The 21,455-nt window shown below is 61.2% G+C and carries 21 protein-coding genes, 5 tRNA genes and 1 pseudogene; 9 read left to right on the forward strand and 18 right to left on the reverse strand.

The window, feature by feature from the left end; all coding sequences use genetic code 11:
* Positions 1-777, forward strand: a complete 777-nt coding sequence (locus C9990_RS27155; RefSeq protein ID WP_106805177.1) for a TatD family hydrolase — start codon at positions 1-3, stop codon at positions 775-777.
* Here C9990_RS27155 and C9990_RS27160 read toward each other — a convergent pair.
* The 6 genes and pseudogenes from C9990_RS27160 to C9990_RS27180 form a co-directional block, all read right to left on the reverse strand.
* On the reverse strand, positions 724-1,155 hold the full coding sequence (locus C9990_RS27160; RefSeq protein WP_065900596.1) for a hypothetical protein: 432 nt from the start codon (positions 1,153-1,155) through the stop codon (positions 724-726). The genes C9990_RS27155 and C9990_RS27160 overlap by 54 nt on opposite strands.
* A 125-nt stretch (positions 1,156-1,280) precedes the next feature.
* On the reverse strand, positions 1,281-1,994 hold the full coding sequence (locus C9990_RS33180) for a methyl-accepting chemotaxis protein (RefSeq protein ID WP_371920711.1): 714 nt from the start codon (positions 1,992-1,994) through the stop codon (positions 1,281-1,283).
* A 144-nt stretch (positions 1,995-2,138) separates the two neighbouring features.
* Positions 2,139-3,278, reverse strand: a pseudogene (locus C9990_RS33185) (HAMP domain-containing protein); the annotation flags it as partial.
* 244 nt (positions 3,279-3,522) lie between these two features.
* Positions 3,523-4,359 (reverse strand): regulatory signaling modulator protein AmpE, encoded by an 837-nt coding sequence (ampE, locus tag C9990_RS27170; RefSeq protein WP_106805179.1) that lies wholly within the window; start codon positions 4,357-4,359, stop codon positions 3,523-3,525.
* Positions 4,356-4,919: a 1,6-anhydro-N-acetylmuramyl-L-alanine amidase AmpD gene (gene ampD / locus C9990_RS27175; RefSeq protein ID WP_106805180.1), complete on the reverse strand. Its 564-nt coding sequence runs from the start codon at positions 4,917-4,919 to the stop codon at positions 4,356-4,358. Before ampD ends, ampE begins: the two co-directional genes overlap by 4 nt.
* Positions 4,920-4,980: 61 nt before the next feature.
* On the reverse strand, positions 4,981-7,131 hold the full coding sequence (locus C9990_RS27180; protein ID WP_106805181.1) for a DUF1631 domain-containing protein: 2,151 nt from the start codon (positions 7,129-7,131) through the stop codon (positions 4,981-4,983).
* A 246-nt stretch (positions 7,132-7,377) separates the two neighbouring features.
* On the opposite strand from C9990_RS27180, the gene nadC reads away from it, so the two are divergent.
* Positions 7,378-8,226 (forward strand): carboxylating nicotinate-nucleotide diphosphorylase, encoded by an 849-nt coding sequence (gene nadC / locus C9990_RS27185; protein ID WP_065900584.1) that lies wholly within the window; start codon positions 7,378-7,380, stop codon positions 8,224-8,226.
* A gap of 43 nt (positions 8,227-8,269) precedes the next feature.
* Here nadC and C9990_RS27190 read toward each other — a convergent pair whose 3' ends face one another.
* From C9990_RS27190 to C9990_RS27205, 4 genes are all read right to left on the reverse strand, one after another.
* On the reverse strand, positions 8,270-8,575 hold the full coding sequence (locus C9990_RS27190) for a DUF6388 family protein (protein ID WP_065900582.1): 306 nt from the start codon (positions 8,573-8,575) through the stop codon (positions 8,270-8,272).
* 170 nt (positions 8,576-8,745) lie between these two features.
* Positions 8,746-8,818: transfer RNA gene (locus tag C9990_RS27195), tRNA-Thr, on the reverse strand.
* A gap of 48 nt (positions 8,819-8,866) precedes the next feature.
* Positions 8,867-10,267, reverse strand: a complete 1,401-nt coding sequence (locus C9990_RS27200) for an O-antigen ligase (protein ID WP_106805182.1) — start codon at positions 10,265-10,267, stop codon at positions 8,867-8,869.
* Between the two features lie 35 nt (positions 10,268-10,302).
* Positions 10,303-10,716: a pilin gene (locus C9990_RS27205; RefSeq protein ID WP_106805183.1), complete on the reverse strand. Its 414-nt coding sequence runs from the start codon at positions 10,714-10,716 to the stop codon at positions 10,303-10,305.
* A gap of 202 nt (positions 10,717-10,918) precedes the next feature.
* Between C9990_RS27205 and C9990_RS27210 the strand changes: the two genes are divergently transcribed.
* Genes C9990_RS27210 through yacG form a run of 4 tightly spaced genes read left to right on the forward strand, consistent with a single transcriptional unit; the run spans position 10,919 to position 13,807 of the window.
* Positions 10,919-12,127, forward strand: a complete 1,209-nt coding sequence (locus C9990_RS27210) for a type II secretion system F family protein (RefSeq protein ID WP_106805184.1) — start codon at positions 10,919-10,921, stop codon at positions 12,125-12,127.
* The gene (locus C9990_RS27215; RefSeq protein ID WP_106805185.1) at positions 12,124-12,990 is read left to right on the forward strand and encodes an A24 family peptidase; all 867 of its coding nucleotides are present in this window, start codon (positions 12,124-12,126) and stop codon (positions 12,988-12,990) included. The genes C9990_RS27210 and C9990_RS27215 overlap by 4 nt, the downstream gene beginning before the upstream one ends.
* The gene (gene coaE / locus C9990_RS27220; protein ID WP_106805186.1) at positions 12,987-13,610 is read left to right on the forward strand and encodes a dephospho-CoA kinase; all 624 of its coding nucleotides are present in this window, start codon (positions 12,987-12,989) and stop codon (positions 13,608-13,610) included. The genes C9990_RS27215 and coaE overlap by 4 nt, the downstream gene beginning before the upstream one ends.
* Positions 13,607-13,807: a DNA gyrase inhibitor YacG gene (gene yacG, locus C9990_RS27225; protein WP_003188437.1), complete on the forward strand. Its 201-nt coding sequence runs from the start codon at positions 13,607-13,609 to the stop codon at positions 13,805-13,807. Before coaE ends, yacG begins: the two co-directional genes overlap by 4 nt.
* Here yacG and C9990_RS27230 read toward each other — a convergent pair.
* The 3 genes from C9990_RS27230 to C9990_RS27240 form a co-directional block, all read right to left on the reverse strand.
* Positions 13,804-14,019 (reverse strand): hypothetical protein, encoded by a 216-nt coding sequence (locus C9990_RS27230; protein ID WP_003171680.1) that lies wholly within the window; start codon positions 14,017-14,019, stop codon positions 13,804-13,806. The genes yacG and C9990_RS27230 overlap by 4 nt on opposite strands.
* Before the next feature lie 64 nt (positions 14,020-14,083).
* The gene (locus C9990_RS27235) at positions 14,084-14,773 is read right to left on the reverse strand and encodes an energy-coupling factor ABC transporter permease (RefSeq protein WP_106805187.1); all 690 of its coding nucleotides are present in this window, start codon (positions 14,771-14,773) and stop codon (positions 14,084-14,086) included.
* Positions 14,770-15,237, reverse strand: a complete 468-nt coding sequence (locus tag C9990_RS27240) for an FAD/FMN-containing dehydrogenase (RefSeq protein WP_106805188.1) — start codon at positions 15,235-15,237, stop codon at positions 14,770-14,772. Before C9990_RS27240 ends, C9990_RS27235 begins: the two co-directional genes overlap by 4 nt.
* Before the next feature lie 102 nt (positions 15,238-15,339).
* Here C9990_RS27240 and C9990_RS27245 point away from each other — a divergent pair, with 102 nt between their 5' ends.
* From C9990_RS27245 to C9990_RS27255, 3 genes are all read left to right on the forward strand, one after another.
* Positions 15,340-15,969 carry a DUF1780 domain-containing protein gene (locus tag C9990_RS27245; RefSeq protein WP_010213242.1) on the forward strand — a complete coding sequence of 210 codons (630 nt, stop codon included), beginning with the start codon at positions 15,340-15,342 and terminating at the stop codon, positions 15,967-15,969.
* An 89-nt stretch (positions 15,970-16,058) separates the two neighbouring features.
* The gene (locus tag C9990_RS27250) at positions 16,059-16,232 is read left to right on the forward strand and encodes a DUF3094 family protein (protein WP_016976295.1); all 174 of its coding nucleotides are present in this window, start codon (positions 16,059-16,061) and stop codon (positions 16,230-16,232) included.
* Positions 16,233-16,292: 60 nt separating this feature from the next.
* Positions 16,293-17,591: an NAD(P)/FAD-dependent oxidoreductase gene (locus tag C9990_RS27255; RefSeq protein WP_065900570.1), complete on the forward strand. Its 1,299-nt coding sequence runs from the start codon at positions 16,293-16,295 to the stop codon at positions 17,589-17,591.
* A gap of 552 nt (positions 17,592-18,143) precedes the next feature.
* Here C9990_RS27255 and C9990_RS27260 read toward each other — a convergent pair.
* The 5 genes from C9990_RS27260 to clpB form a co-directional block, all read right to left on the reverse strand.
* Positions 18,144-18,220 (reverse strand) — tRNA-Pro (locus tag C9990_RS27260).
* A 94-nt stretch (positions 18,221-18,314) separates the two neighbouring features.
* A tRNA-Lys gene (locus C9990_RS27265) sits at positions 18,315-18,390 on the reverse strand.
* 5 nt (positions 18,391-18,395) lie between these two features.
* Positions 18,396-18,472: transfer RNA gene (locus tag C9990_RS27270), tRNA-Pro, on the reverse strand.
* A gap of 9 nt (positions 18,473-18,481) precedes the next feature.
* Positions 18,482-18,557 (reverse strand) — tRNA-Asn (locus tag C9990_RS27275).
* A 302-nt stretch (positions 18,558-18,859) separates the two neighbouring features.
* Positions 18,860-21,424, reverse strand: a complete 2,565-nt coding sequence (gene clpB / locus C9990_RS27280) for an ATP-dependent chaperone ClpB (protein WP_065900568.1) — start codon at positions 21,422-21,424, stop codon at positions 18,860-18,862.
* Positions 21,425-21,455 lie beyond the last annotated feature (31 nt).

Here is a 21,455-nt window from a genome sequence, read left to right on the forward strand (position 1 = left end):
GTGGAGCTGATCGACACCCACACCCACCTGGACTTTCCGGACTTCGACAGCGATCGCCGCGAAGTCCTCGCCCACAGCCGCGCGCTGGGCGTTCGGCGCATGGTGGTGTTGGGCGTGTATCAGCAGAATTGGCAGCGACTGTGGGACCTGGTGCAAGCAGACGAAAGCCTGTTCGCCGCCTTCGGCCTGCACCCGGTGTACCTCGATGATCATCGACCTGCCGACCTGACCGAGCTGGGCGACTGGCTGACCCGCCTGCAGGGCCATCGGCAACTGTGCGCCGTGGGCGAGATCGGCCTGGATTATTTCCTCGAAACCCTGGACCGCGAACGCCAGCAACACCTGTTTGAAGCCCAGCTCAAGCTCGCCGTGGACTGCCAACTGCCGGCATTGCTGCATGTACGCCGCAGTCACGCGGCGGTGATCGCCACCCTCAAGCGCATCCGCCTGCCACGGGGCGGCATCATCCATGCCTTTGCCGGTAGCCGGGAAGAAGCCCGCGAGTACATCAAGCTCGGCTTCAAACTGGGACTGGGCGGCGCCGCTACCTGGCCCCAGGCCTTGCGTATGCACAAGGTACTGGCGCAATTGCCGTTGGACGCGGTGGTGCTGGAAACCGACTCACCGGACATGGCGCCCGCCATGTACCCTGGCCAACGCAATAGCCCGCAGCATTTGCCGGCGATCTGCACCGACCTGGCCGCGCGCATGGGGACCACGCCCTTATTGCTGGCTGAGGCGAGCACACGCAATGCGTGCGAGGTGTTCAACTGGTAGTGCCGGCATGACTGCTTGCAGGTCCAGGGTGATCCGCTGCCGCGAACGGGCATAACGCAATGCCAGGAAGTGCACCAGCAGCACCACCAATGACACGTTGAGCTGGCCGATCACACTGATCAATCCCACCCACTCCGCCACCAGTGCCACGATCAGCACCACACACGTCAGGACCGCCATGCTCGGGTGCACCAGCGCCCAGTGGTCGAGCGCCTTGAACTGACGCAGTTGCCGCGGACAGCTCAGCTGCAACACCCGATGACAATACGGGCAATCGAAGGGCTCTTCGATGGCGATGGCATTCAACTGCCAAGGCTTGAGCTCAAACGTGATGTCGCAATGGGCGCAGTGCCCTTTGATGCCGATTGCCGTGGCCATCGCCGTGCTCCCCAGTACCTTGAGTGTGTGAAACAAATTCTCACCCATTCACACAGCCACAGAAGAGCGAGCGGCGAATCAAGACACGAACTACGTCATAAGTAGACAATTCCTACTCTTGCGCCTTACACACGAAACGCCCCGATCAGTTGCTTCAATTCGATCACCTGCATCGACAGCTGCCGGCTCGCCGCTTCGGTCTGATGTGCGCCCTCGGCCGCATGCTCGCCGGCACGATTGATTTCGACGATGTTCTGGTCGATATCGTGGGCGACGGCGGTCTGCTGCTCCACCGCGGCGGCAATCTGTTGGTTCTGATCGACGATCATGCCCACGGCCCCGAGGATATTTTCCAGGGCCTGCTGGACTTTTTCCGACTGCCCTACCGTGCCATTCGCCATTTCATGGCTGGTGCCCATGGCCTTCACCGCAGCTGCCACCCCGCTGTGCAAACGACTGATCATCTGCTCGATTTCTTCGGTGGAATGCTGGGTGCGCCGGGCCAACGTGCGCACTTCATCGGCCACCACCGCAAACCCGCGCCCCTGCTCACCCGCCCGCGCCGCCTCGATGGCAGCATTGAGCGCGAGCAGGTTGGTTTGCTCGGCGATGCTCTTGATCACTTCCAACACGCTGCTGATCGACTGGCTGTCGGTGGCCAGCTGGTTGATGACCCGCACCGACTCATCGATCTCCGAGGCGAGCCGGGCGATGCTGCCCTGCTGGGATTGCACCAGGCCACGGCCGCTGACAGTTTCATCATTGACACTGTGGGCACTGCTGACCGCCGCCGCCGCACTGCGCGCGACTTCCTGGGCAGTAGACGACATCTGGTTCATGGCCGTTGCGACCTGCTCGATCTGAGTGCGCTGGCCGGAGACCGCCTGGTTGCTCTGCGCCGAGACCGCTTCCACCTGGCCGGCCTGCAGTTCAACCTGGCTGACGGTGTGACCGACGCGCTCGATCAAGTCATGGATTTTTGCCACGGTGCCGTTGAACACCTGGCCCAGGTCGCCCAATTCATCGCGGCTGTGGGCGACAAAAGTGACGGTCATATCACCGGCGGCGACCTTGTCCATCATCGCCCCCAAACGCCGCAACGTGGTACGCGTGGAGGCGTAGAAGCCTGCATACAAGTAAAAGATCAGCAGGAACACCGCGCTGAGGGCCGACACCAGCACCACCATGTGTGTGCGGTTCTGCGCCAGGCGCTGCTCCAGTTGCTGGCCGATGAAGCTCAGGGTCGCTTCATCCAATTGATACGTCTGCGCCATCAGTTGGGTGACGTTGTCGTAGAACGCCTGCCAGGGCGCGTCGAGAGTCTCGGCCATCACCACCTGTTCTTCAAACAGCTCGCTGCCTTGCTTGAGACTGGCGGTGCTGGCCTTGGCCAAACTGTCGAGCGCGGTGTGCGCGGTCTTGCTGGAACCCAACGCGTCCTGCAACTTCAAGCCGTATTCGGCCTGGAGCTTTTCCAACTGCTGCAACAACTCGTCAAAGCGCGTGCTGGAGGATGAATTGAGGAACCCCTGGCCCAGCGAATACGCGCCCATCGCCCGGCCCTCCCCCAGGGTTTGCGTGACCTGCGGGGTCACGCTGGTGATGAGTTCGCTGAGTTGGCGCAAATCGCTCTGGGGGTCGCGGCTCAAGCCGGATTGGCTGGCGATGATCTGGCTGAGCATCTGCGCCTTGTTGAGCAATTTGCCGATCAACGCACTTTTACTCAGCAGCGAGGTTTCCTGTTGCTGGGCCTTGAAGGCCGCGACCAGCTCGTCGCGCTTGGCGTCAAAGACGGCGATTTGCTCAGGGTCGGTGGCCATCGCGCTGAGGCCTTGCAGGCGGGTCAGCACGCTTTGCTCCAGGGCAGTGATCTTGCCCTCCAGGTCACCAGCTTTGCCGGCCTGCCCCAGGGTCGCGTTGATCTGCACCTGGTTGTTGAGGGTTTCCAGGTCGCGGCGCAGCGCCAGGCTGCTGCCGAGTAGATCCAGGCTTTGCAGTTCGATACGCGTGCCTTGGAACTCGCGCCAGGAATCACGTACCAGGTAATAGTTGGTTGCCAGCATCGGCAGCAGGAACAGCACGCTGATCAGGCTGAACTTCATGCCGAAACTCAGACGGTTCATCAGCGCGACGGCGGGATAGAGCAAGCTCTTCACAGGTGAACTCCCTTTCTATTATTTTTATTTGAGGCGCAGGGCGGCGGCAGAAAGCCACTATTTGGCGCTCTGTCTGTATAGCTCAATTTGAAAGGGAGTTTTGTAACGTAAAGTTAACGAGATAGGCGCCGGCTTGCCGGCGATCGACGCAACTCGGGTGATGTAACCACCAAAGTGCTCGTATCGCCAGCGAACCGGGGGTCTGTAAGGATCAGGGCAACACGGTCCAGATAGCGAACCCGGCATACCACAGCACCGCCGCGCGCAGCAGCAGCTCCCACAGGCGGTCCAGGCTGTTGATGCCATCGGCACCGACCACTGGCGGCGGGATTTCGGCGGCAACCAGGCCCACCTTTTCCACCAGTTGGGCGGCGCTGATATCCCAGTTCAACAGCTCGTGCAGCATCACGCGGCTGACCGCGACGAAATTGCCTACCAGGGCGAAGCTGGCTGCCAGCAGGCGAACCGGCAACCAGTCAAACGCATGCCGCAATTGCCCGGCACGCTCGGCCACCAGCGGGTTCTTGCTGTATTCGCTGGCCAGCGCCAGCAGGCGATACGCCAGGGCGGCCACCGGTCCCAGCAGGAAGTACCAGAAAATCACCGCGAAAAAGCTTTGGTAGGCCTGCCACAGCAGATGCCCCTGGACGCGTTCGAGCAGCTGTTCGCCGCTGTCGGCACTCAGGCTCAGGTCGCGTTCGGCCACGTGCTCTGCGGCTTGCAGGTCGCCGCGCCGCCAGGCATCGCGAAACGGGCCCAGCCCGGCCAGTAGATCGCCACGCCCCAGGCTGTAGATCACCACCACCAGGTGCACCGGCAGTGCCAACAACCCGTAGGCCACCGGCTCCAGCACCAGAAGCAACAGCGCCAGCAACGCCACCGGCAGCAACACCATCACGGTCAGAATCAGCCAGGGCTGCTTGCCCATGCGCGGGCTGGATTCCAGCTTGGCCAGCTCGCGCAACCAGCCGCCATCGCGCTGCACACGCCGGCGCAGGGCCGAGAATTTCTCGATCCAGACCGCCAGCACCAACACCAGAAAACTCATTGTGCGTGTCCTCCATCCAGCAGGGCGCTGCGAAAGCGCGTCCAATCAAAAGCGGGGCCGGGATCGGTCTTGCGTCCCGGCGCGATATCGCTGTGGCCACAAATCCGCTGCGGCGTGATCCCGGGGTAGGCCGCCAGCAACTGGCGGGCCAGGTCGATCAGCGACACATACTGGGCGTCGGTGAACGGTAGGTCATCGGTGCCTTCCAGCTCGATTCCCAGGGAAAAATCATTGCACGTCTCTCGCCCTTCGAAGCACGAGACCCCGGCATGCCAGGCGCGGTCGATGCAGGACACAAACTGCGTCACCGCGCCGTCGCGCTCAATCAGAAAATGCGCGGACACCCGTAGGTCAGCAATCCCTTCAAAGTAGGGATGTTCCGTGACATCCAGGCGGTTCTGGAAAAACTCCTGCACCTTGCCGGTAGCGAACTGCGCGGGCGGCAGGCTGATGTTATGCACCACCAACAGTGAGATTTCGCCTGCGGGGCGCTCGTTGAAGTTGGGCGAAGGGCAATGACGAATACCCTTGCACCAACCGCTGGCGGAGTCCAACTGCATACCGGTTCCTTGAACGAGACAAAGTGTTACCAGTATGCCGCGTTCGCCCCTGTGGTTGCGATCACTTGCCGCGATTGAGTTGTCGCAGCTTGCCCACCACCGCCGCCAGCGCACGCTCGAACAAGGGCCCATCGTCGAGCATATGTAGCGTGCCAGCCTTGAATGCCACCGCCAGTTGGCCGGCGCTTTGCTCCAGGACCTTGAGCCCCGTGCGACTGACAAAGATGTAGCGATTGGCCGGCGCCATGATCATCGTGAGCTTGCATCGCAGGCTGCTGGCAGTCCCGCGTTGGAACTCCACCCACTGCCCCATCCGCAACTGCCGAGCCTGGAGCAGGTCAGGATCGTTGTCCGGCAGCTCTTCATCGGCCTCATGCGGGACCGCCCCAAGTACAAAGGGCTCACTCACCTCGATCAGCTCATCGAGGTCGTCAGTCGCCTGCCTATGCAGGGCCTGCAGCCGCACAAAAAAATCACGCGTGCTGAATGGGTCGAACGCAGCGCTGGTCAATCCGTCACGCAACGCCTTGAGCAACCCCGGCAACTGTTCCAGCAAGTGGCGCCCGGCTTCGGTGTCTTGCTGCAGGCTGACACTCCAGATCAGTTCGTCGAGGGTGCGCAGCCCCGCTTGCCATTGCACCGACTGCTCACCGTGCTTGAGGCTGGCCAGCAACAGCACCTGGCTCCAGGCCTGCTGGAGGAACTGCACCACCGTGCGTGGCAGGACCTTACCCAGCAGCCGCCGGTTGAGCACATCGGCCACTCGCTGACGGGCCGCCTCGGTGCGTACGCGAGCTTCTTCGGCCTCGCGGGTGTGCTGTTCGAGCAATTCGCTGCGGTGCCGCTCATCGGCGGTGAACGCACTGAACTCGGTCAACAATCCGGAAAAAATCGCCGGGTCTTCGACATAGTCGTTGAGCAGGCGCTGCACCACTTGTTCGATACGCAGGTACAGGTGGTCGCGCTGATAGTCATCACACGGGCTCCAGCCCATGGCCGCCGCCGCGACTTCATTGAGCAGGCGCCGCGCGGGGTGGTTGGCGCGGGTGAAAAAGCTCTTGTCCAACACCGCGACTTTGAGCATCGGGATCTGCAATCGGCCGATCAAGGCCTTGAAGGCATCGGGCACCGTGCGGTCATTGAGGATGAACTCGAACAACAGCGCGACCAGGTTGATCACGTCTTCGTCTGCATCCTCCACCACCCGCGACTTGCCACTCTTGACGCTGACACGGGTGAGCAGTTGTTCAAGCTGGTTGCGCAGGTCGAAGTCGTCTTCAAGCTCCGGCTCCGGCACATACTGCTGCAAATGGGACAGCAGCCTGAGCAGGTCACGGGTGGCGATTGGCTGGGGCTCGGCGCTGGCTTCGAGGGTGGGGGCCACGCTGCCGCGCACAGCTTTGAGCAGCTCCTGCAGGACGGCGAACGCTTGCTGGCCGCTGTCATCGACAGGCTGCTCGGCGCCCGCCTGCGCATCCGGGCTGGGTTGTTCACGGGCGGCACGCCCACCGGGGCGGCGCGAGGGGGCGGCCTTGAGTTCCGGCAACACCCCCGTCGCAACCAACAATTGGTTGGCTTCGCCGTACAACTGGTCGGCATCGCTGAGCACGTATTTTTCGAAGAGCTTGAGCATGATCAGCTTGACGCGAATTTCCACGCCGAGGCTGCGCCCCGCCCGCAGGAAAAACTCGCAGAGCAGCGCCGGACCGAGCGGGTTCTCCCGATCGTCCAGGCGATTGCCGAGCAATGCACTCAAACGGGCGGTCAGTTGCCCCAGCGCCAGGCCGTCGCGGTGATGCACCCGACCCAGCATGGCCTCCAGCGCCACGGCTTTTTCCAGTTGATCCCTGGAGGTACCGGGTGCAGCGTCGTAGGACATCACCGGCACCCATTTCAACGCCCCCCGCCCCGCGTCGCCCAGGTTGGCAAAGGCTTCGAACAGGCGCTCCATGAACACGCGCTCGAAATTCTTGCGCTTGAGGCGCAGGTCGCGCATGGCTTCGAAGAAAATATGGTGATCGACGTTGTTACGGGCCTTGTCGGCCATTTCGAACAACGTGTCGTCGGCGTTATCGAACAGTTCCTGCAGCCCCTGCTGCAGCTGTTGCGCTGCCTTGTCGCGAACCTGCAGCAACACCACCGGCAACCGGGCGAGCGGAGATGGCGTGGCGTGTGCCTTGTTGATTGGCACCACCTTTCCGTCATTGTGCATCCTGGCCTCCTGAAACGGCGGTATTGAGTGGGGCAAAGATCGGCTACAGGCCCGCGTGGGCACACTGGATGGCCGGTGATTACCATGACGTCAAAGCTATGACGCCAATTGAAAGGCGCGAGATTATCTTGCAAATGAGGGGGGTTGCGCCAGCAAACTCTGCGACGGCGCGGTAAATGAGCAGCGAGTGTGGGTTCGGACGCGCACTGCCCCTATAATCGGGGCACTTTGTTTGTGGAGCCTGTTATGCCGAATCTCCGTCTTGCCGACCTCACCGCCGAAATCGAAGCCAACGTGCGCCGCGCACTGCTGGAAGACATCGGCAGCGGCGACATCACCGCACAGTTGATCCCGGCCGAACGGCTGGCCACGGCCGCCATCATTACCCGCGACAACGCAGTCATTTCCGGTACGGCCTGGGTCGATGCAGTGTTCCGCCAGCTGGACCCACGCGTCGCCGTGCATTGGCAGGTGGCCGACGGTGAGCGCGTCAGCCCCAATCAGGTGCTGTTCCGCCTTGAAGGACCGGCACGCTCGCTGCTCAGCGGCGAACGCTGTGCGCTGAATTTCCTGCAATTGCTCTCCGGGGTCGCTACCCGCGCGCAGTACCTGGCGGATTTTGTCGCGAGCACTCAGGTCAAGCTGTTGGACACCCGCAAAACCCTACCGGGCCTGCGCCTGGCGCAGAAGTACGCGGTGACCTGCGGCGGCTGCCACAATCACCGTATCGGTTTGTACGACGCGTTCCTGATCAAGGAAAACCATATTGCCGCCTGTGGTGGCATCGCCCAAGCCATCACCGCCGCGCACAAGATCGCCCCCGGCAAACCGGTGGAAATCGAAGTGGAAAGCCTGCAGGAACTGCGCGAAGCGCTGGCGGCGGGCGCCGATATCATCATGCTCGATGAGCTGAGCCTGGAAGACATGCGTGAAGCCGTGCGCCTGAATGGCGGCAAGGCCAAGCTGGAGGCCAGCGGCGGGATCAATGAAAGCACGCTGCTGCCTATCGCCGAGACCGGGGTGGACTACATCTCCATCGGCGCGATGACCAAGGATGTAAAAGCGGTGGATCTGTCGATGCGTCTCAGCATCTGAGGAAAATCTGCAGGAGCCGGGTTGCCGGCTCCTGCAGGCTGATTCAAACAACCAGGCCGTTCATCTCGCAATATTCTTCCCAGTCGACGCCCAGTACCTCGGACGCCTCTTTGTGCAAGGCGAGCCTGGCGGCTTCGAATTCTTCCGGTGTCGACGTGTAATAGAGGGTCAGCTCCCAGGGCTGGTAGCCCCGGCTCTCGGCCTCGTCCTCGAATGCCCACTGAATCTGGTCGCGCTGATCATCGGCGCTCAGGTCCTTGATCTCTTCTTTAAGCTGCGGCGATTCCTCGAGGTATTTTTCGAGGGCTGCTTGATGCCGAACTTCCTGGGTCATTTCAGTTGTGGTCATGTTGTTCTCTTAGATCGAGGAATGGGGATGCATCTGGGTCATCAAGGTTGCGCAGATACAAAAGAGCGGGCGCAAATGCCAGCTCGTCTGGCCTTCAGAACCATTCTGGGATCATCTGAAAACAGTGTTGCCTTTGAGACAGTGTTGCCTTTGAAACAGTAGTGCCCTTTTGCCCGAGACAGGAATCGAACCTGCGACCTTCGCGTTACGAGTGCGCTGCTCTACCGGCTGAGCTACACGGGCGGTGGGCTAAAGCTAGCACCGCATCGGGCGTCCGGCAACTTGCGGCCCTCAACGGGCAATCACGCCCTGGGTCCAGAAGCGGGGTTGCAGCAAATTGCCATGGCTCTCCAGGTACTGCTGCTGGGCTTGGGTGATGTGCGGAATGTCGCGCGCTGCGATGAAGATCAACAGACCAACGGCCAATACACTCAGGGCTTTCCATGCCCCCCGCAACCATGGCACCGTTGCGAAGGCCGGCAACCGCCACTCATGCAGTGCCAGCAGCCAGCCCACGACCAGCGCCAACCACACCTGGGAGACGGGCATCACAATCACGCCGTCGACCATGGACTGCACCAACGCGCCAACCAATGCCGCAAACAGGCATAGCCTCAGCAGGTCCGCACGTTCGGCGGACAGCGCGCGCTCACGCAGCACAGCCAACGTGGCCCAGCCACCTCGCCACGCCAAGGCCGCAACGCACACGGCGGATGGCACTCCCCATTCACTGGCCCATTGCAGGATAGCCTGGTGGGGGTGAGCGGCAATCTTGTTGGCAATATCGGCAAAATGCATCGGCCCGAAGCCCAGCCAGGGCCGCTCGACGAGCATATGCCACGCCTGCCACCAGATCGGACCACGCCCCGACAGCGTGGTGGTAAGGCGATCACGTGCAGCATTGGCAATCTCGATCCCCAGGTAATCCGCCAACACCGTGAACAGCAGCCAGTACAGCAACAAGCCGCATGACACCGCGGCCAATTGCCAGCCGAGCCAGCGTCGCCCCCACGGCCCCAACATCGCCAGTACCGCCCCGGCCACGCCGAGGCCAAGCCATGTACCGCGCGTGCCGCCGCTGATCGCGATCAACCACCAGACACACAGCAACGCAAATATCAGGCCTCGCTGGGTTCGAGAGGCCTTGGGCAGTAACAGGGGGAGCGCCAGCAGCGGCAAGGTAAAGGTCTGGAACTGGCCGTAAAAGCGCTTGTTGGAAAAGCTCGACAGCAACAGGTCAGGGTCCAGCGTCAGCGCACCACTGCTGAAGGCCACCGTGACGGCGTACAGGTATTGGATGGATTTGATCAGGCACAGCAGCACCACGACCATGACCAGCAAACGGTCCAGAGGCTCACCTTCGCGGCGACGCAGCACGGCAAACGCCACGGTGATCGCCGCGCAACCGACAAACAACGCCACTTCGGTAAACGCCCAGAGCGGCTGTCGGGCCAGCGCCGAGGACACCAGCCCCAGCACGATGATCAGCGCAAGCCCGAGGGCCGTGAACCGATCCACCAACCGCTCCTGCGAAGTCACCGACAGCCCATACAGCACCGCGCAGACGGCAATGGCAATCTGCAATGTCCGCTGTAGATCATGCCCACTGAAGGGCACGCATATCCCCACAACCAGCAAACACACCGTCACTACCAGGAAAATACTGCCGCGCTGCTGTACAGATAACGACATCGGCCACCTCTACGTCCATGTGGATGGTTTAGCAGTCAGGCACCGTCGGCGCCGCAACCTTTGGCTGCATATTTGGCATCAGCGGTCGTACTGCACTTCCAGCCCGTGGTGGCATTGCGCGTGAGGTTGATGCTCTTGCCCAGCACCGGTGCCGGTGCGTCGAGTATTTCGCAGCTGATGGAACCGGCCCCCGTGGCAACGTCGCCGGAGACGTCGATCTTGCAGTTGGCCGTGGGGCTGGTGCCGCCGATCAATGCCAGGGTGGGCACGGTCCCTTGATTGAGGGTGTCTTCGTACCCGGCTTTCAACGCCGTGATTTCAGTCAGGCCGGCAGTGAATTTAGCCTTGGCCTGGTGGGTGGTGTACATCGGCAGGCCGATGGTGGCCAAAATGCCGATGATTGCCACGACGATCAGTAACTCGATCAGGGTAAAACCTTTCTGACGCATCACATTCACTCTCCAGAATAAAACTCATGACAAGGCGCGTCCTGCGCCCCGTATTTTGCAGCGGCGCCAGTGTACTCATCCGCAAGCGGTCAATCGCGCACAAGACGCACATTCTGACATTTTATCGGTGGTTCCCCGCCAGCCCGAATCCGTCACCTGACTAAGCTATAAATCTTCGACGACTTGTGTGCGGAACCGTGACATGAACAACGCCTCGACGATTTACGCCTGGGAAGGCATCAACCGCAAAGGACGCAAGGTCTGCGGGCATGCCACGGCGCACAACCCGGCCCTGGTAAAGGCGCAGCTGCGCCAGCAAGGCATCAGCCCCGGTCGCGTGCGCGAACGATCGCATTGGCTGCCGAGCTTCACCCCGCCCGTTAAACCGGCGGACATCACCTTGTTCACGCGCCAACTGGCCACGCTGCTCAAAGCCGGGATCGCACTGCTGCAGGCCTTCGACATCATCAGCGAAGGCTTCGACAACCCCTCGGTGCGCGAGCGGGTGCAGCGCCTGAAGCAGGAGGTCGCCGCCGGTACCAACCTGAGTGAAGCGTTGCGCAAACAACCGCGCTATTTCGATGAGCTGTACTGCAACCTGGTGGCTGCCGGTGAACAAGCGGGGGCACTTGAGACCTTGCTGGAGCGCGTGGCGGTCCACCGGGAAAAGAGCGAACGGCTCAAAGCCAGAATCAAAAAGGCCATGACCTATCCGATCGCAGTGCTGGTCGTCGCGAGCGTCGTCACCGGCGTGCTATTGATCCACGTGGTGCCGCAATTCCAGACGTTGTTTGCCGGGGTCGACGGCAAGCTGCCGGATTTCACCCTCCACGTGATCGCGCTGTCCGAGTTCCTGCAACGCGCCTGGTGGATCGTGGCGCTGGGCATGGGGTCTGTCGCCATGGGGTTGCGTCACACCTATCGCGCTTCAGTAGAGGTTCGTCGCTGGCTGGACGCCGGTTTGTTGAAAACGCCCCTGGCAGGCAAACTGCTGCAGAAATCGGCAGTAGCCCGCTTCGCCCGTACGCTCTCCACGACGTTTGCTGCCGGCGTTCCGCTGGTGCAGGCGCTGGGGTCGGTGGCCGGCGCTGCTGGTTCAGAACCGTTCAAACAGGCAATCGAGCTTATGCGACACGATGTATCCACCGGTATGCAATTGAATCAATCCATGGCCGCCAGCGGGCTGTTTCCCGGCATGGCGATCCAGATGACGGCGATCGGCGAAGAGTCGGGCACCCTGGACCGCATGCTGGAAAAAGTCGCCAGCCATTACGAGGCCGCAGTGGACGACCAGGTCGATAACCTCACGAGTTTGATGGAACCGCTGATCATGGTGGTATTGGGCGGGATTGTCGGGGCACTGGTCGTCGCCATGTACCTGCCGGTTTTCCAATTGGGGAGCGCATTTTGAGCCTGCTGCTGAGCGAGCACGCCTGGGTCTTTGTGTCGATGGCCTTGGTGCTGGGGGTGGTCGTCGGCAGTTTTCTCAACGTACTGGTGTGGCGCCTGCCAAAAATGCTCGAACGGGAATGGCGAGCCCAGGCCCATGAAGTGCTCGGCTTGCCCGCCGAACCTGCCGGGCCGACCTACAACCTGATGCTGCCCCACTCATGCTGCCCCCACTGCAATCACCCGATCCGCCCCTGGGAAAACATTCCCCTGCTCAGTTATCTGTTGCTCAAGGGTCGCTGTGCTCACTGCCGGGGAGCGATCAGTGCGCGCTACCCACTCACCGAACTGGCGAGCGGGTTGCTCTGCGCGCTGGTGGCCTGGCATTTCGGTTTCGGTTGGCAAGCCGCAGCGCTGATGCTGTTGAGCTGTGGGTTATTGGCGATGAGCCTGATCGATGCCGACCACCAACTGCTGCCGGATGTGCTGGTATTGCCGCTGCTGTGGCTGGGGCTGATCGTCAATAGCTTCGGGCTGTTCACCACGTTGCCCGATGCCCTGTGGGGCGCCGTGATCGGCTACCTGAGCCTGTGGAGCGTGTTCTGGCTGTTCAAGCTGGCCACCGGCAAGGACGGCATGGGCCACGGCGACTTCAAGTTGCTCGCCCTGCTCGGGGCCTGGGGCGGCTGGCAGATCCTGCCGATGACACTGCTGATGTCATCGCTGGTGGGGGTATTTTGTGGCTTGATCCTGATGCGAATGCGCAAGGCCCAGGCGTCGACACCCATGCCATTTGGTCCGTATCTGGCGATTGCCGGCTGGATTGCATTGCTCTGGGGTGGTCAAATAACCGACTTCTATTTGCAGTCTGTCGGTTTCAGATGACCAATTCTGTTGCAACACCCTGGATTCTTGGCCTGACTGGCGGTATCGGCAGTGGCAAGAGCGCAGCTGCCCAGCACTTTGTCGACCTGGGCATCGACCTGGTGGACGCCGATCACGCCGCGCGCTGGGTGGTCGAACCTGGGCGGCCGGCACTGGCAAGCATCGCCGAGCATTTTGGCGACGGCGTGCTGCAACCTGACGGCCAACTGGATCGCGCCGCACTGCGCAAGCTGATCTTTGAAGTACCTGAAGAGCGACGCTGGCTCGAAGCCTTGCTGCATCCGCTGATTGGCGAAGAGATTCGCAGCCACCTGGCGCGCGCGCAGTCACCCTACGCGATTCTGGTGTCGCCGCTGCTGATCGAATCCGGCCAGTACAGCATGACCCAGCGCATCCTGGTGATCGACGTGCCGCAATCGCTGCAGATTCAGCGTACCCTGCAGCGCGATGGCATCAGCGAACAGCAGGTGCAGGCGATCCTCAAGGCCCAGTCCAGCCGCGAAGACCGCCTGAACCATGCCGATGACGTACTGGTCAATGACCAGGACCTGGCCTGGCTGCACAGCGAGGTCGAGCGACTGCACCACTTTTACCTTACTTTGCGTGGAGGCCGATCATGAGCCAACCCTTGACCGTCGATTGCCCAACCTGCGGCGCCCCCGTGGAATGGAAAGCGACCAACCTCAACCGGCCGTTCTGCTCGGACCGCTGCAAACTCATCGACCTCGGCGCGTGGGCCGCTGAGGAACACAAGATCCCGGTAGCTCCGGACGCTGAGGACGAGCTGTTCTCCGAGGACCTGCCGCCGCGCCATTAAGGGCGCATGAAGGCATATTCCTGCTGGTCGTCGAGATTCTCTGCAAGGTATTGCAGCTCGTCGGCCAGGTCTTCGAAACTGCGTACCCCCTTGCTCTGCTGCACCACCGCGCTGAGCATGGCGCGCAGGGTCAAGCCCGGATCGAAACCGATTTCCTGTGCCGCGTCCTGGCTTCTGCGCAACTCCTGCCGTGCCCATTCGTACACACTCATGTCCGTGCTCCTGGAAAATTTTGCAGAGCATGGGCCTGCGCGACCCCGCGGGATTTGATCTGGATCAACGCCGCGAATCGTCATCCTTCCAGGGCGCCGACAGGTAGCGCGTGCGATTGAACGTCTCCAACCACTCCGGGCAAAACACCACCAGGGCGCTGATGACCATGCCGTTGATAAAGGCCTCGGGGAAGATGATCAGCCACAGGTAGCCGATGAAATCTTCCAGCCATTCCGGCATGGCAAAACGCCCGTCCAGCCACAGCAGGCCCAATGCGGCCAGCAGGCAGAGCAACGCCGACAACGCCGCAGCGAAGAAACCGGAACAGAAGATGTACACGAAGGGATTGCGCGGTTGCGCCCGCTCCACCAGCAGTGCGCAGCCTTCAGTGACCAGCACCGGCAACACAATCAGCAGCATGCCGTTGACGCCGAGGGCTGCGAGATCCTGGCGCCCCAGTGCCATCAGGCCCAGCTGGGCGGCAAACCCACCGACAATGGCTAACGGCCAATCCAGCAACAGGGTCACAGCAGTCATGCCGATAAAGTGGTAGGAAACCCCGGTATCGAAATCACGCCGTACCAGCCACAGCATGAACAGCGCGAACACCGTGCCGAACAGCAAATGCTGGCGCCGCCGGTCGGCAAACAACTCGACCCACGGCGCGCGCAGGATCGCCCACAGCAACACCGGCGCGTACAACAACCAACCGATGCCGAGCGTCGTCGGTGCCAGCACGGCGGCGCTGATCACGGCTTCACCTGCTCCAGGGCCTGGCGCAGTTCGGTGGCGGAGCTGTATTCGCGTTGCTCAATCAATTGGCCTTTATCCAGCTGCAGCCACAGCACTTTATCCACGGCGCCCGGGTAGCGCGGGGCGATGCGCGCGTCCCGATCGAGCATGACCCGGTAGTTGTAGGCCTGCATGGCGGGTACCGCGAACAACTTGGCGATCAGCCGGGGCATGCGCTGAATGTCCGCGACAAACACCGCATGCCGTGCTTCCAGGTAACCTTTGGGCTGGCCTTGCAGCGCTGCGTCCACCTGCTTGGCGGCGTCCATGCTGCGCGCGACCAGCAGAATCTGCGCCTGATCATTCAGGGTGTAGGCCTGGTCAAATTGATCCAGCAGGGTCCACGGCGCCAGGCGCTCACCCACCTCGACGGCCTGGGCGCACAAGGGCAGCAGGGCAAGCAACAGCAGCAGAAAAAACTTCACAGCGGACTCCTCATCCTCGGCATAGCGGTCGAGTAGCCAGTCTACACCGACCTTTTGCAGCGGGACTTCCTGCGGTCATCATTTGGACGCTAAGCTGCAAGCATGGATGACTCAGATTATTTGCGCCTGCTCACCGTAGCGGCCGAACAAGCCAATGCGTTCCTGTCCAATGCCCGCAAATGGGAGCGTGAGCGTTGGGTCTGCCAGCGCCTGTTGCAAGGCTTGAATGTGCCTTATCGGGCCGAGGAGTTTCACGCCGCCGGGCAGGAACCGCCGGACGTGCTGTTTCGCGATGCCAGTTTCGAAGTGTTTTTCGTATTGGATGAGGGACGGCGCCTGAACGACGAATGGCGCGACGAATTGCTGCGCCGGCGCAGTGCGTTTTCCCTCAGCCAACTGGTGCGGCGCGAAGCCAAGCCTCGGCGTATTCCCGCCCACGAATTCCTGCTGCGCCTGGCGCCGACCCTGCGCAAGAAGGCCCATAACTACAAGGAGCGCGGGATGGACCTGGGCGAGTTGGACATCGTCGCCTTCACCAGCCTCAAGCGCGAAGTGCTGGACCTCAACAGCCACTTCCCGCCGCCTACCGAATACCTGCGCCAGGGCTGGCGCTCGCTGTCGCTGGTTGGGCCGACATTTGCGCGGGTATTGTTCGCGCATCCGGATGCACCGGATTTCTTGCGCAACAACCTGGGGCGCAGCATAGTGTTCGACGTGGGCATCAGCCTGTGAAGCGGGCACAGGCTACGCTTGTGGCGAGACCGCCCACTTCCCGACTGTAACGTGGCACCCTTTTGCAACGTCTACCTGACGAGGCCTTTATGACCAGCCGCCTGAACCCCGATGACCAACAGCATGTCGAAGAGTACCTGCAACTCTCCCAGAACCGAGTCGAGCGCAAGCCTTTCCGGCCGTGGCTGCTCCTTGGTGTGGTGCTGGTGGTGGTGATCGGGCTCGGGTTGCTGAGCCGCCTTTTGAGTTACCTGACGCTATGAGCTGCCTGGCGCTCGCGGGGGTAACTGCTCCGATTTCTTTTAGCCTTGCGAGATATCCCCATGACCCATCGTATTATTATCGTCGGCGGCGGCGCCGGCGGCCTGGAGTTGGCTACCCGCCTGGGTAAGACTCTGGGCAAGCGCGGCACCGCCAGCATCACGCTGGTAGACGCCAACCTGACCCATATCTGGAAGCCGTTGCTGCACGAAGTGGCTGCCGGCTCGCTGAACTCTTCGGAAGACGAACTCAATTACGTCGCCCAGGCCAAATGGAACCACTTCGAGTTCCAACTGGGGCGCATGAGCGGACTCGACCGTGAGCAGAAAAAAATCCAGCTGGCCGCCACCCTCGATGAAGAGGGCCGTGAGCTGGTGCCCGCGCGCGTGCTGGGCTATGACAGCCTGGTGATTGCGGTCGGTAGCACCACCAACGATTTCGGTACCGAAGGCGCCGCACAGCACTGTCTGTTCCTCGACACCCGCAAGCAGGCCGAGCGCTTCCATCAGCAATTGCTCAACCACTACCTGCGCGCCCATGCCGGGCAGACCGATACCATTGAACAGATCAGCGTCGCCATCGTCGGCGCCGGTGCCACCGGCGTGGAACTGGCCGCCGAGCTGCATAACGCCGCCCACGAACTGGCAGCGTACGGCCTGGACCGGATCAAGCCGGAAAACATGCACATCACCCTGATCGAAGCCGGCCCACGGGTATTGCCCGCGCTGCCGGAGCGCATTGGCGGGCCTGTGCATAAAACCCTGGAGAAACTTGGGGTGACCGTGCTGACCAACTCGGCCGTCAGCGAAGTGACGGCCGACGCGCTGATCACCAGCAGCGGCCAGGTGATTCCTGCCAGCCTCAAGGTGTGGGCAGCCGGTATTCGCGCGCCTGGCTTCCTCAAGGATATCGATGGCCTGGAAACCAACCGCATTAATCAGCTGCAAGTGCTGCCGACGCTGCAGACCACACGCGACGAAAATATCTTCGCCTTTGGCGATTGCGCCGCCTGCCCGCAACCGGGCACTGATCGCAATGTACCGCCACGCGCCCAGGCGGCTCACCAGCAGGCCTCGTTGCTGGCCAAGTCGCTGAAGCTGCGGATTGAGGGCAAGGACCTGCCGTCCTACAAGTACACCGACTACGGCTCGCTGATCTCGCTGTCGCGGTTCTCGGCGGTAGGTAACCTGATGGGCAACCTCACCGGCAGCGTGATGCTCGAAGGCTGGCTGGCGCGGATGTTCTATGTGTCGCTGTACCGCATGCACCAGATGGCGCTGTATGGCTTCTTCCGTACGGCGATGCTGATGCTGGGCAGCAAGATCGGACGCGGGACCGAGCCGCGCCTCAAGCTGCACTGATACCTCACAACCTTGTGGGCGCTGGCTTGCTGGCGATGGTGGTGGGTCAGTCGACTAAGCCGTCGCTGGTACAACGCTTTCGCGGGCAAGCCCGCTCCCACATGGGAACTGCGCTGGCTGATTCCTTGTAGGCGCTGGCTTGCCGGCGATGGTGGTGGGTCAGCCGACTGAGCCGTCGCTGGTACAACGCTTTCGCGGGCAAGCCCGCTCCCACATGGGAACTGCGCTGGCTGACTCCTTGTAGGCGCTGGCTTGCCGGCGATGGTGGTGGGTCAGTCGACTGAGCCGTCGCTGGTACAACGCTTTCGCGGGCAAGCCCGCTCCCACATGGGAGTTGCGCTGGCTGACTCCTTGTAGGCGCTGGCTTGCCAGCGATGGTGGTGGGTCAGTCGACGAAGGCGTCGCTGGTACAACGCTTTCGCGGGCAAGCCCGCTCCCACAGGGGAATTGCGCTGGCTGCCCGTTCCCACATTGGAATTGTGCTGGCGCCTACAGAGGTTGAATTTCGGGCAAAAAAAATCCCCGTATCTTTCGATACGGGGATTTTTAATATGGTCGGGGTAAGGGGATTCGAACTCCTGACATCCTGCTCCCAAAGCAGGCGCGCTACCGGACTGCGCTATACCCCGGTAAAAAAAAGGCGACCTTTCAGTCGCCTTCTTCGATCAGCGCTTTTGGCCTCTGATCTTAAGATTCGATTCCAGTGTTAACTGGTCTCAAAAATGGTGGGTCGTGTGGGATTCGAACCTACGACCAATTGGTTAAAAGCCAACTGCTCTACCAACTGAGCTAACGACCCAAATATGGTCGGGGTAGGGGGATTCGAACTCCCGACATCCTGCTCCCAAAGCAGGCGCGCTACCGGACTGCGCTATACCCCGGTTTGAAATTGGCTCCGTGACCAGGACTCGAACCTGGGACCCAATGATTAACAGTCATTTGCTCTACCGACTGAGCTATCACGGAACTACATATTTCAAAGTACAACTTTTGCTGCGGTGTAACCTTCTCTTCGACCCGTCCGTATCGCTACGTTCATGTCTCTGAGGCGCGCTATTCTACAATCTTAAAAACCCCTGTCAACCCTTTAAATTGCTTTTAAGACAATGATTTGCGCTTCTTTCTGATTTCTTCTTGGGGAGAAGAAACCCGTGGGCTGACGTTGCTGCGGGGCGCACTTTACAAGCCTTTGCCTTACAGTTCAACGCCCTATCGAAAAAAAAGGCCCCGCAATGCGGGGCCTCCTCTTATCGCCATACAGGCCGGGCTCAGTGGAAGACGATTTCGTCGTTTTCCACCGTCGCCGTGACGCTGGTGCCTGGCATGAAGCTGCCCGACAGGATCAACTGCGCCAGCGGGTTTTCGATCCAGCGCTGGATCGCACGCTTCAACGGCCGTGCGCCATACACCGGGTCGTAACCGACCGCGATCAGTTTGTCCAACGCCTCGCGGCTCAGCTCCAGCGACAGCTCGCGCTCGGCCAGGCGACCACGCAGGCGACCCAACTGGATCTCGGTAATGCCCGCGATCTGATCCCGCGCCAAAGGCTCGAAGATCACCACTTCATCGACCCGGTTGATAAATTCCGGACGGAAGTGCGTGGTCAGTGCGTCCATCACCGCAGCACGCTGCGCTTCGCGATCCCCCACCAGCTCCTGGATCTGCGCCGAGCCCAGGTTGGAGGTCATGACGATCACCGTATTGCGGAAGTCCACGGTACGCCCGTGGCTGTCCGTCAGACGGCCATCTTCCAGCACCTGCAGCAGGATGTTGAACACATCCGGGTGGGCCTTCTCGACCTCGTCCAGCAGGATCACCGAGTAAGGCTTGCGCCGCACGGCTTCGGTCAGGTAACCGCCCTCCTCGTAGCCCACATAGCCTGGTGGCGCACCGATCAAGCGGGCCACCGAATGTTTCTCCATGAATTCGGACATATCGATCCGCACCATGGCCTCTTCGGTATCAAAGAGGAACTCGGCCAAGGCCTTGCACAGCTCGGTCTTGCCCACGCCGGTCGGGCCGAGGAACATGAACGAGCCGCTTGGGCGGTTCGGGTCGGACAAGCCGGCCCGGGAACGCCGCACAGCGTTGGACACCGCGACCACCGCCTCTTCCTGGCCGATGACGCGTTGGTGCAACAGGTGCTCCATCTTCAGCAACTTGTCGCGCTCGCCTTCGAGCATCTTCGACACCGGGATGCCGGTCCACTTGGAGACAACCTCGGCGATTTCCTCCTCGGTCACCTTGCTGCGCAGCAGCTGGTTCTCGCTGTGGCCATGCTGGTCGACCATCTGCAGGCTGCGTTCCAGGTCCGGGATTACCCCGTACTGCAACTCGGCCATGCGGTTCAGGTCGCCTTTACGGCGCGCCGCTTCCAACTCCTGACGCGACTGCTCGATCTTTTGCTGGATCTGGGCGGAGCCCTGTACTTCGGCCTTTTCCGAGGTCCAGATTTCTTCGAGATCCGAATATTCGCGCTCGAGGCGGACGATTTCTTCCTGGAGTTTTTCCAGGCGTTTCTTCGCCGCATCGTCCTCTTCTTTCTTCAGGGCCTGGGATTCGACTTTCAGTTGAATCAGGCGCCGATCCAGACGGTCGAGCACTTCCGGCTTGGAGTCGATCTCCATGCGGATGCGGCTGGCCGCTTCGTCGATCAGGTCGATGGCCTTGTCCGGCAACTGCCGGTCAGTGATATAGCGATGGCTCAATTTGGCCGCCGCAATGATCGCGCCGTCGGTAATCGCCACCTTATGGTGGACCTCATAGCGTTCTTTCAGGCCACGCAGGATCGCGATGGTGTCTTCTTCGCTCGGTTCTTCCACCAGCACTTTCTGGAAACGCCGCTCCAGGGCTGCGTCTTTCTCGATGTACTGGCGGTACTCGTTGAGCGTCGTGGCACCCACGCAATGCAACTCACCCCGCGCCAATGCGGGCTTGAGCATGTTGCCTGCGTCCATCGAGCCTTCGCCTTTACCGGCGCCGACCATGGTGTGCAGTTCGTCGATAAACAGAATGATCTGCCCTTCCTGCTTCGACAACTCGTTCAACAGGGATTTGAGGCGCTCTTCGAATTCACCACGGAACTTGGCACCGGCGATCAGCGAGCCCATGTCCAGGGACAACAGGCGCTTGCCTTTGAGGCCGTCCGGCACTTCACCGTTGATGATGCGCTGGGCCAGGCCTTCGGCAATCGCGGTTTTACCCACGCCAGGCTCGCCGATCAGCACCGGGTTGTTCTTGGTGCGACGCTGCAGGACCTGGATGGTGCGACGAATCTCATCGTCACGGCCGATCACCGGATCCAGCTTGCCTTCTTCGGCGCGCTTGGTCAGGTCGACGGTGTACTTGTCCAGGGCCTGGCGCGACTCCTCATGGTTGGGGTCGTTGACCGCCTCGCCGCCGCGCAGGTTGTTGATGGCGTTTTCCAGGGCTTTCTTGCTCACACCCTGGCCCAGCAACAATTTGCCAAGCTTGCTGTTGTCGTCCATGGCGGCGAGCAATACCAGCTCGCTGGAAATGAACTGGTCACCTTTCTGCTGGGCCAGGCGATCGGCCTGGTTGAGCAGACGTGCCAGGTCCTGCGACATGTTCACGTCGCCGGTAGGGTTTTGGATTTTCGGCAGTTGGTCGAGCTCTTTGCTCAACTCCTTGCGCAGGCTGTTGACGTCAAAGCCCACCTGCATCAGCAAGGGCTTGATAGAACCACCTTGCTGATCCAGAAGCGCCTGCATCAAGTGCGCAGGCTCGATGGCCGGGTGGTCGAGGCCCACCGCCAACGATTGAGAGTCCGATAAGGCCAACTGCAACTTGCTGGTTAAACGATCTATACGCATTAGTCACCTTCCTTTTGAGCAGGCCGGAGCT

Origin of the sequence: Pseudomonas sp. S5D5 (genome assembly GCF_003013355.1) — a bacterium.
In the GTDB taxonomy this organism is placed as follows: domain Bacteria; phylum Pseudomonadota; class Gammaproteobacteria; order Pseudomonadales; family Pseudomonadaceae; genus Aquipseudomonas; species Aquipseudomonas aylmerensis.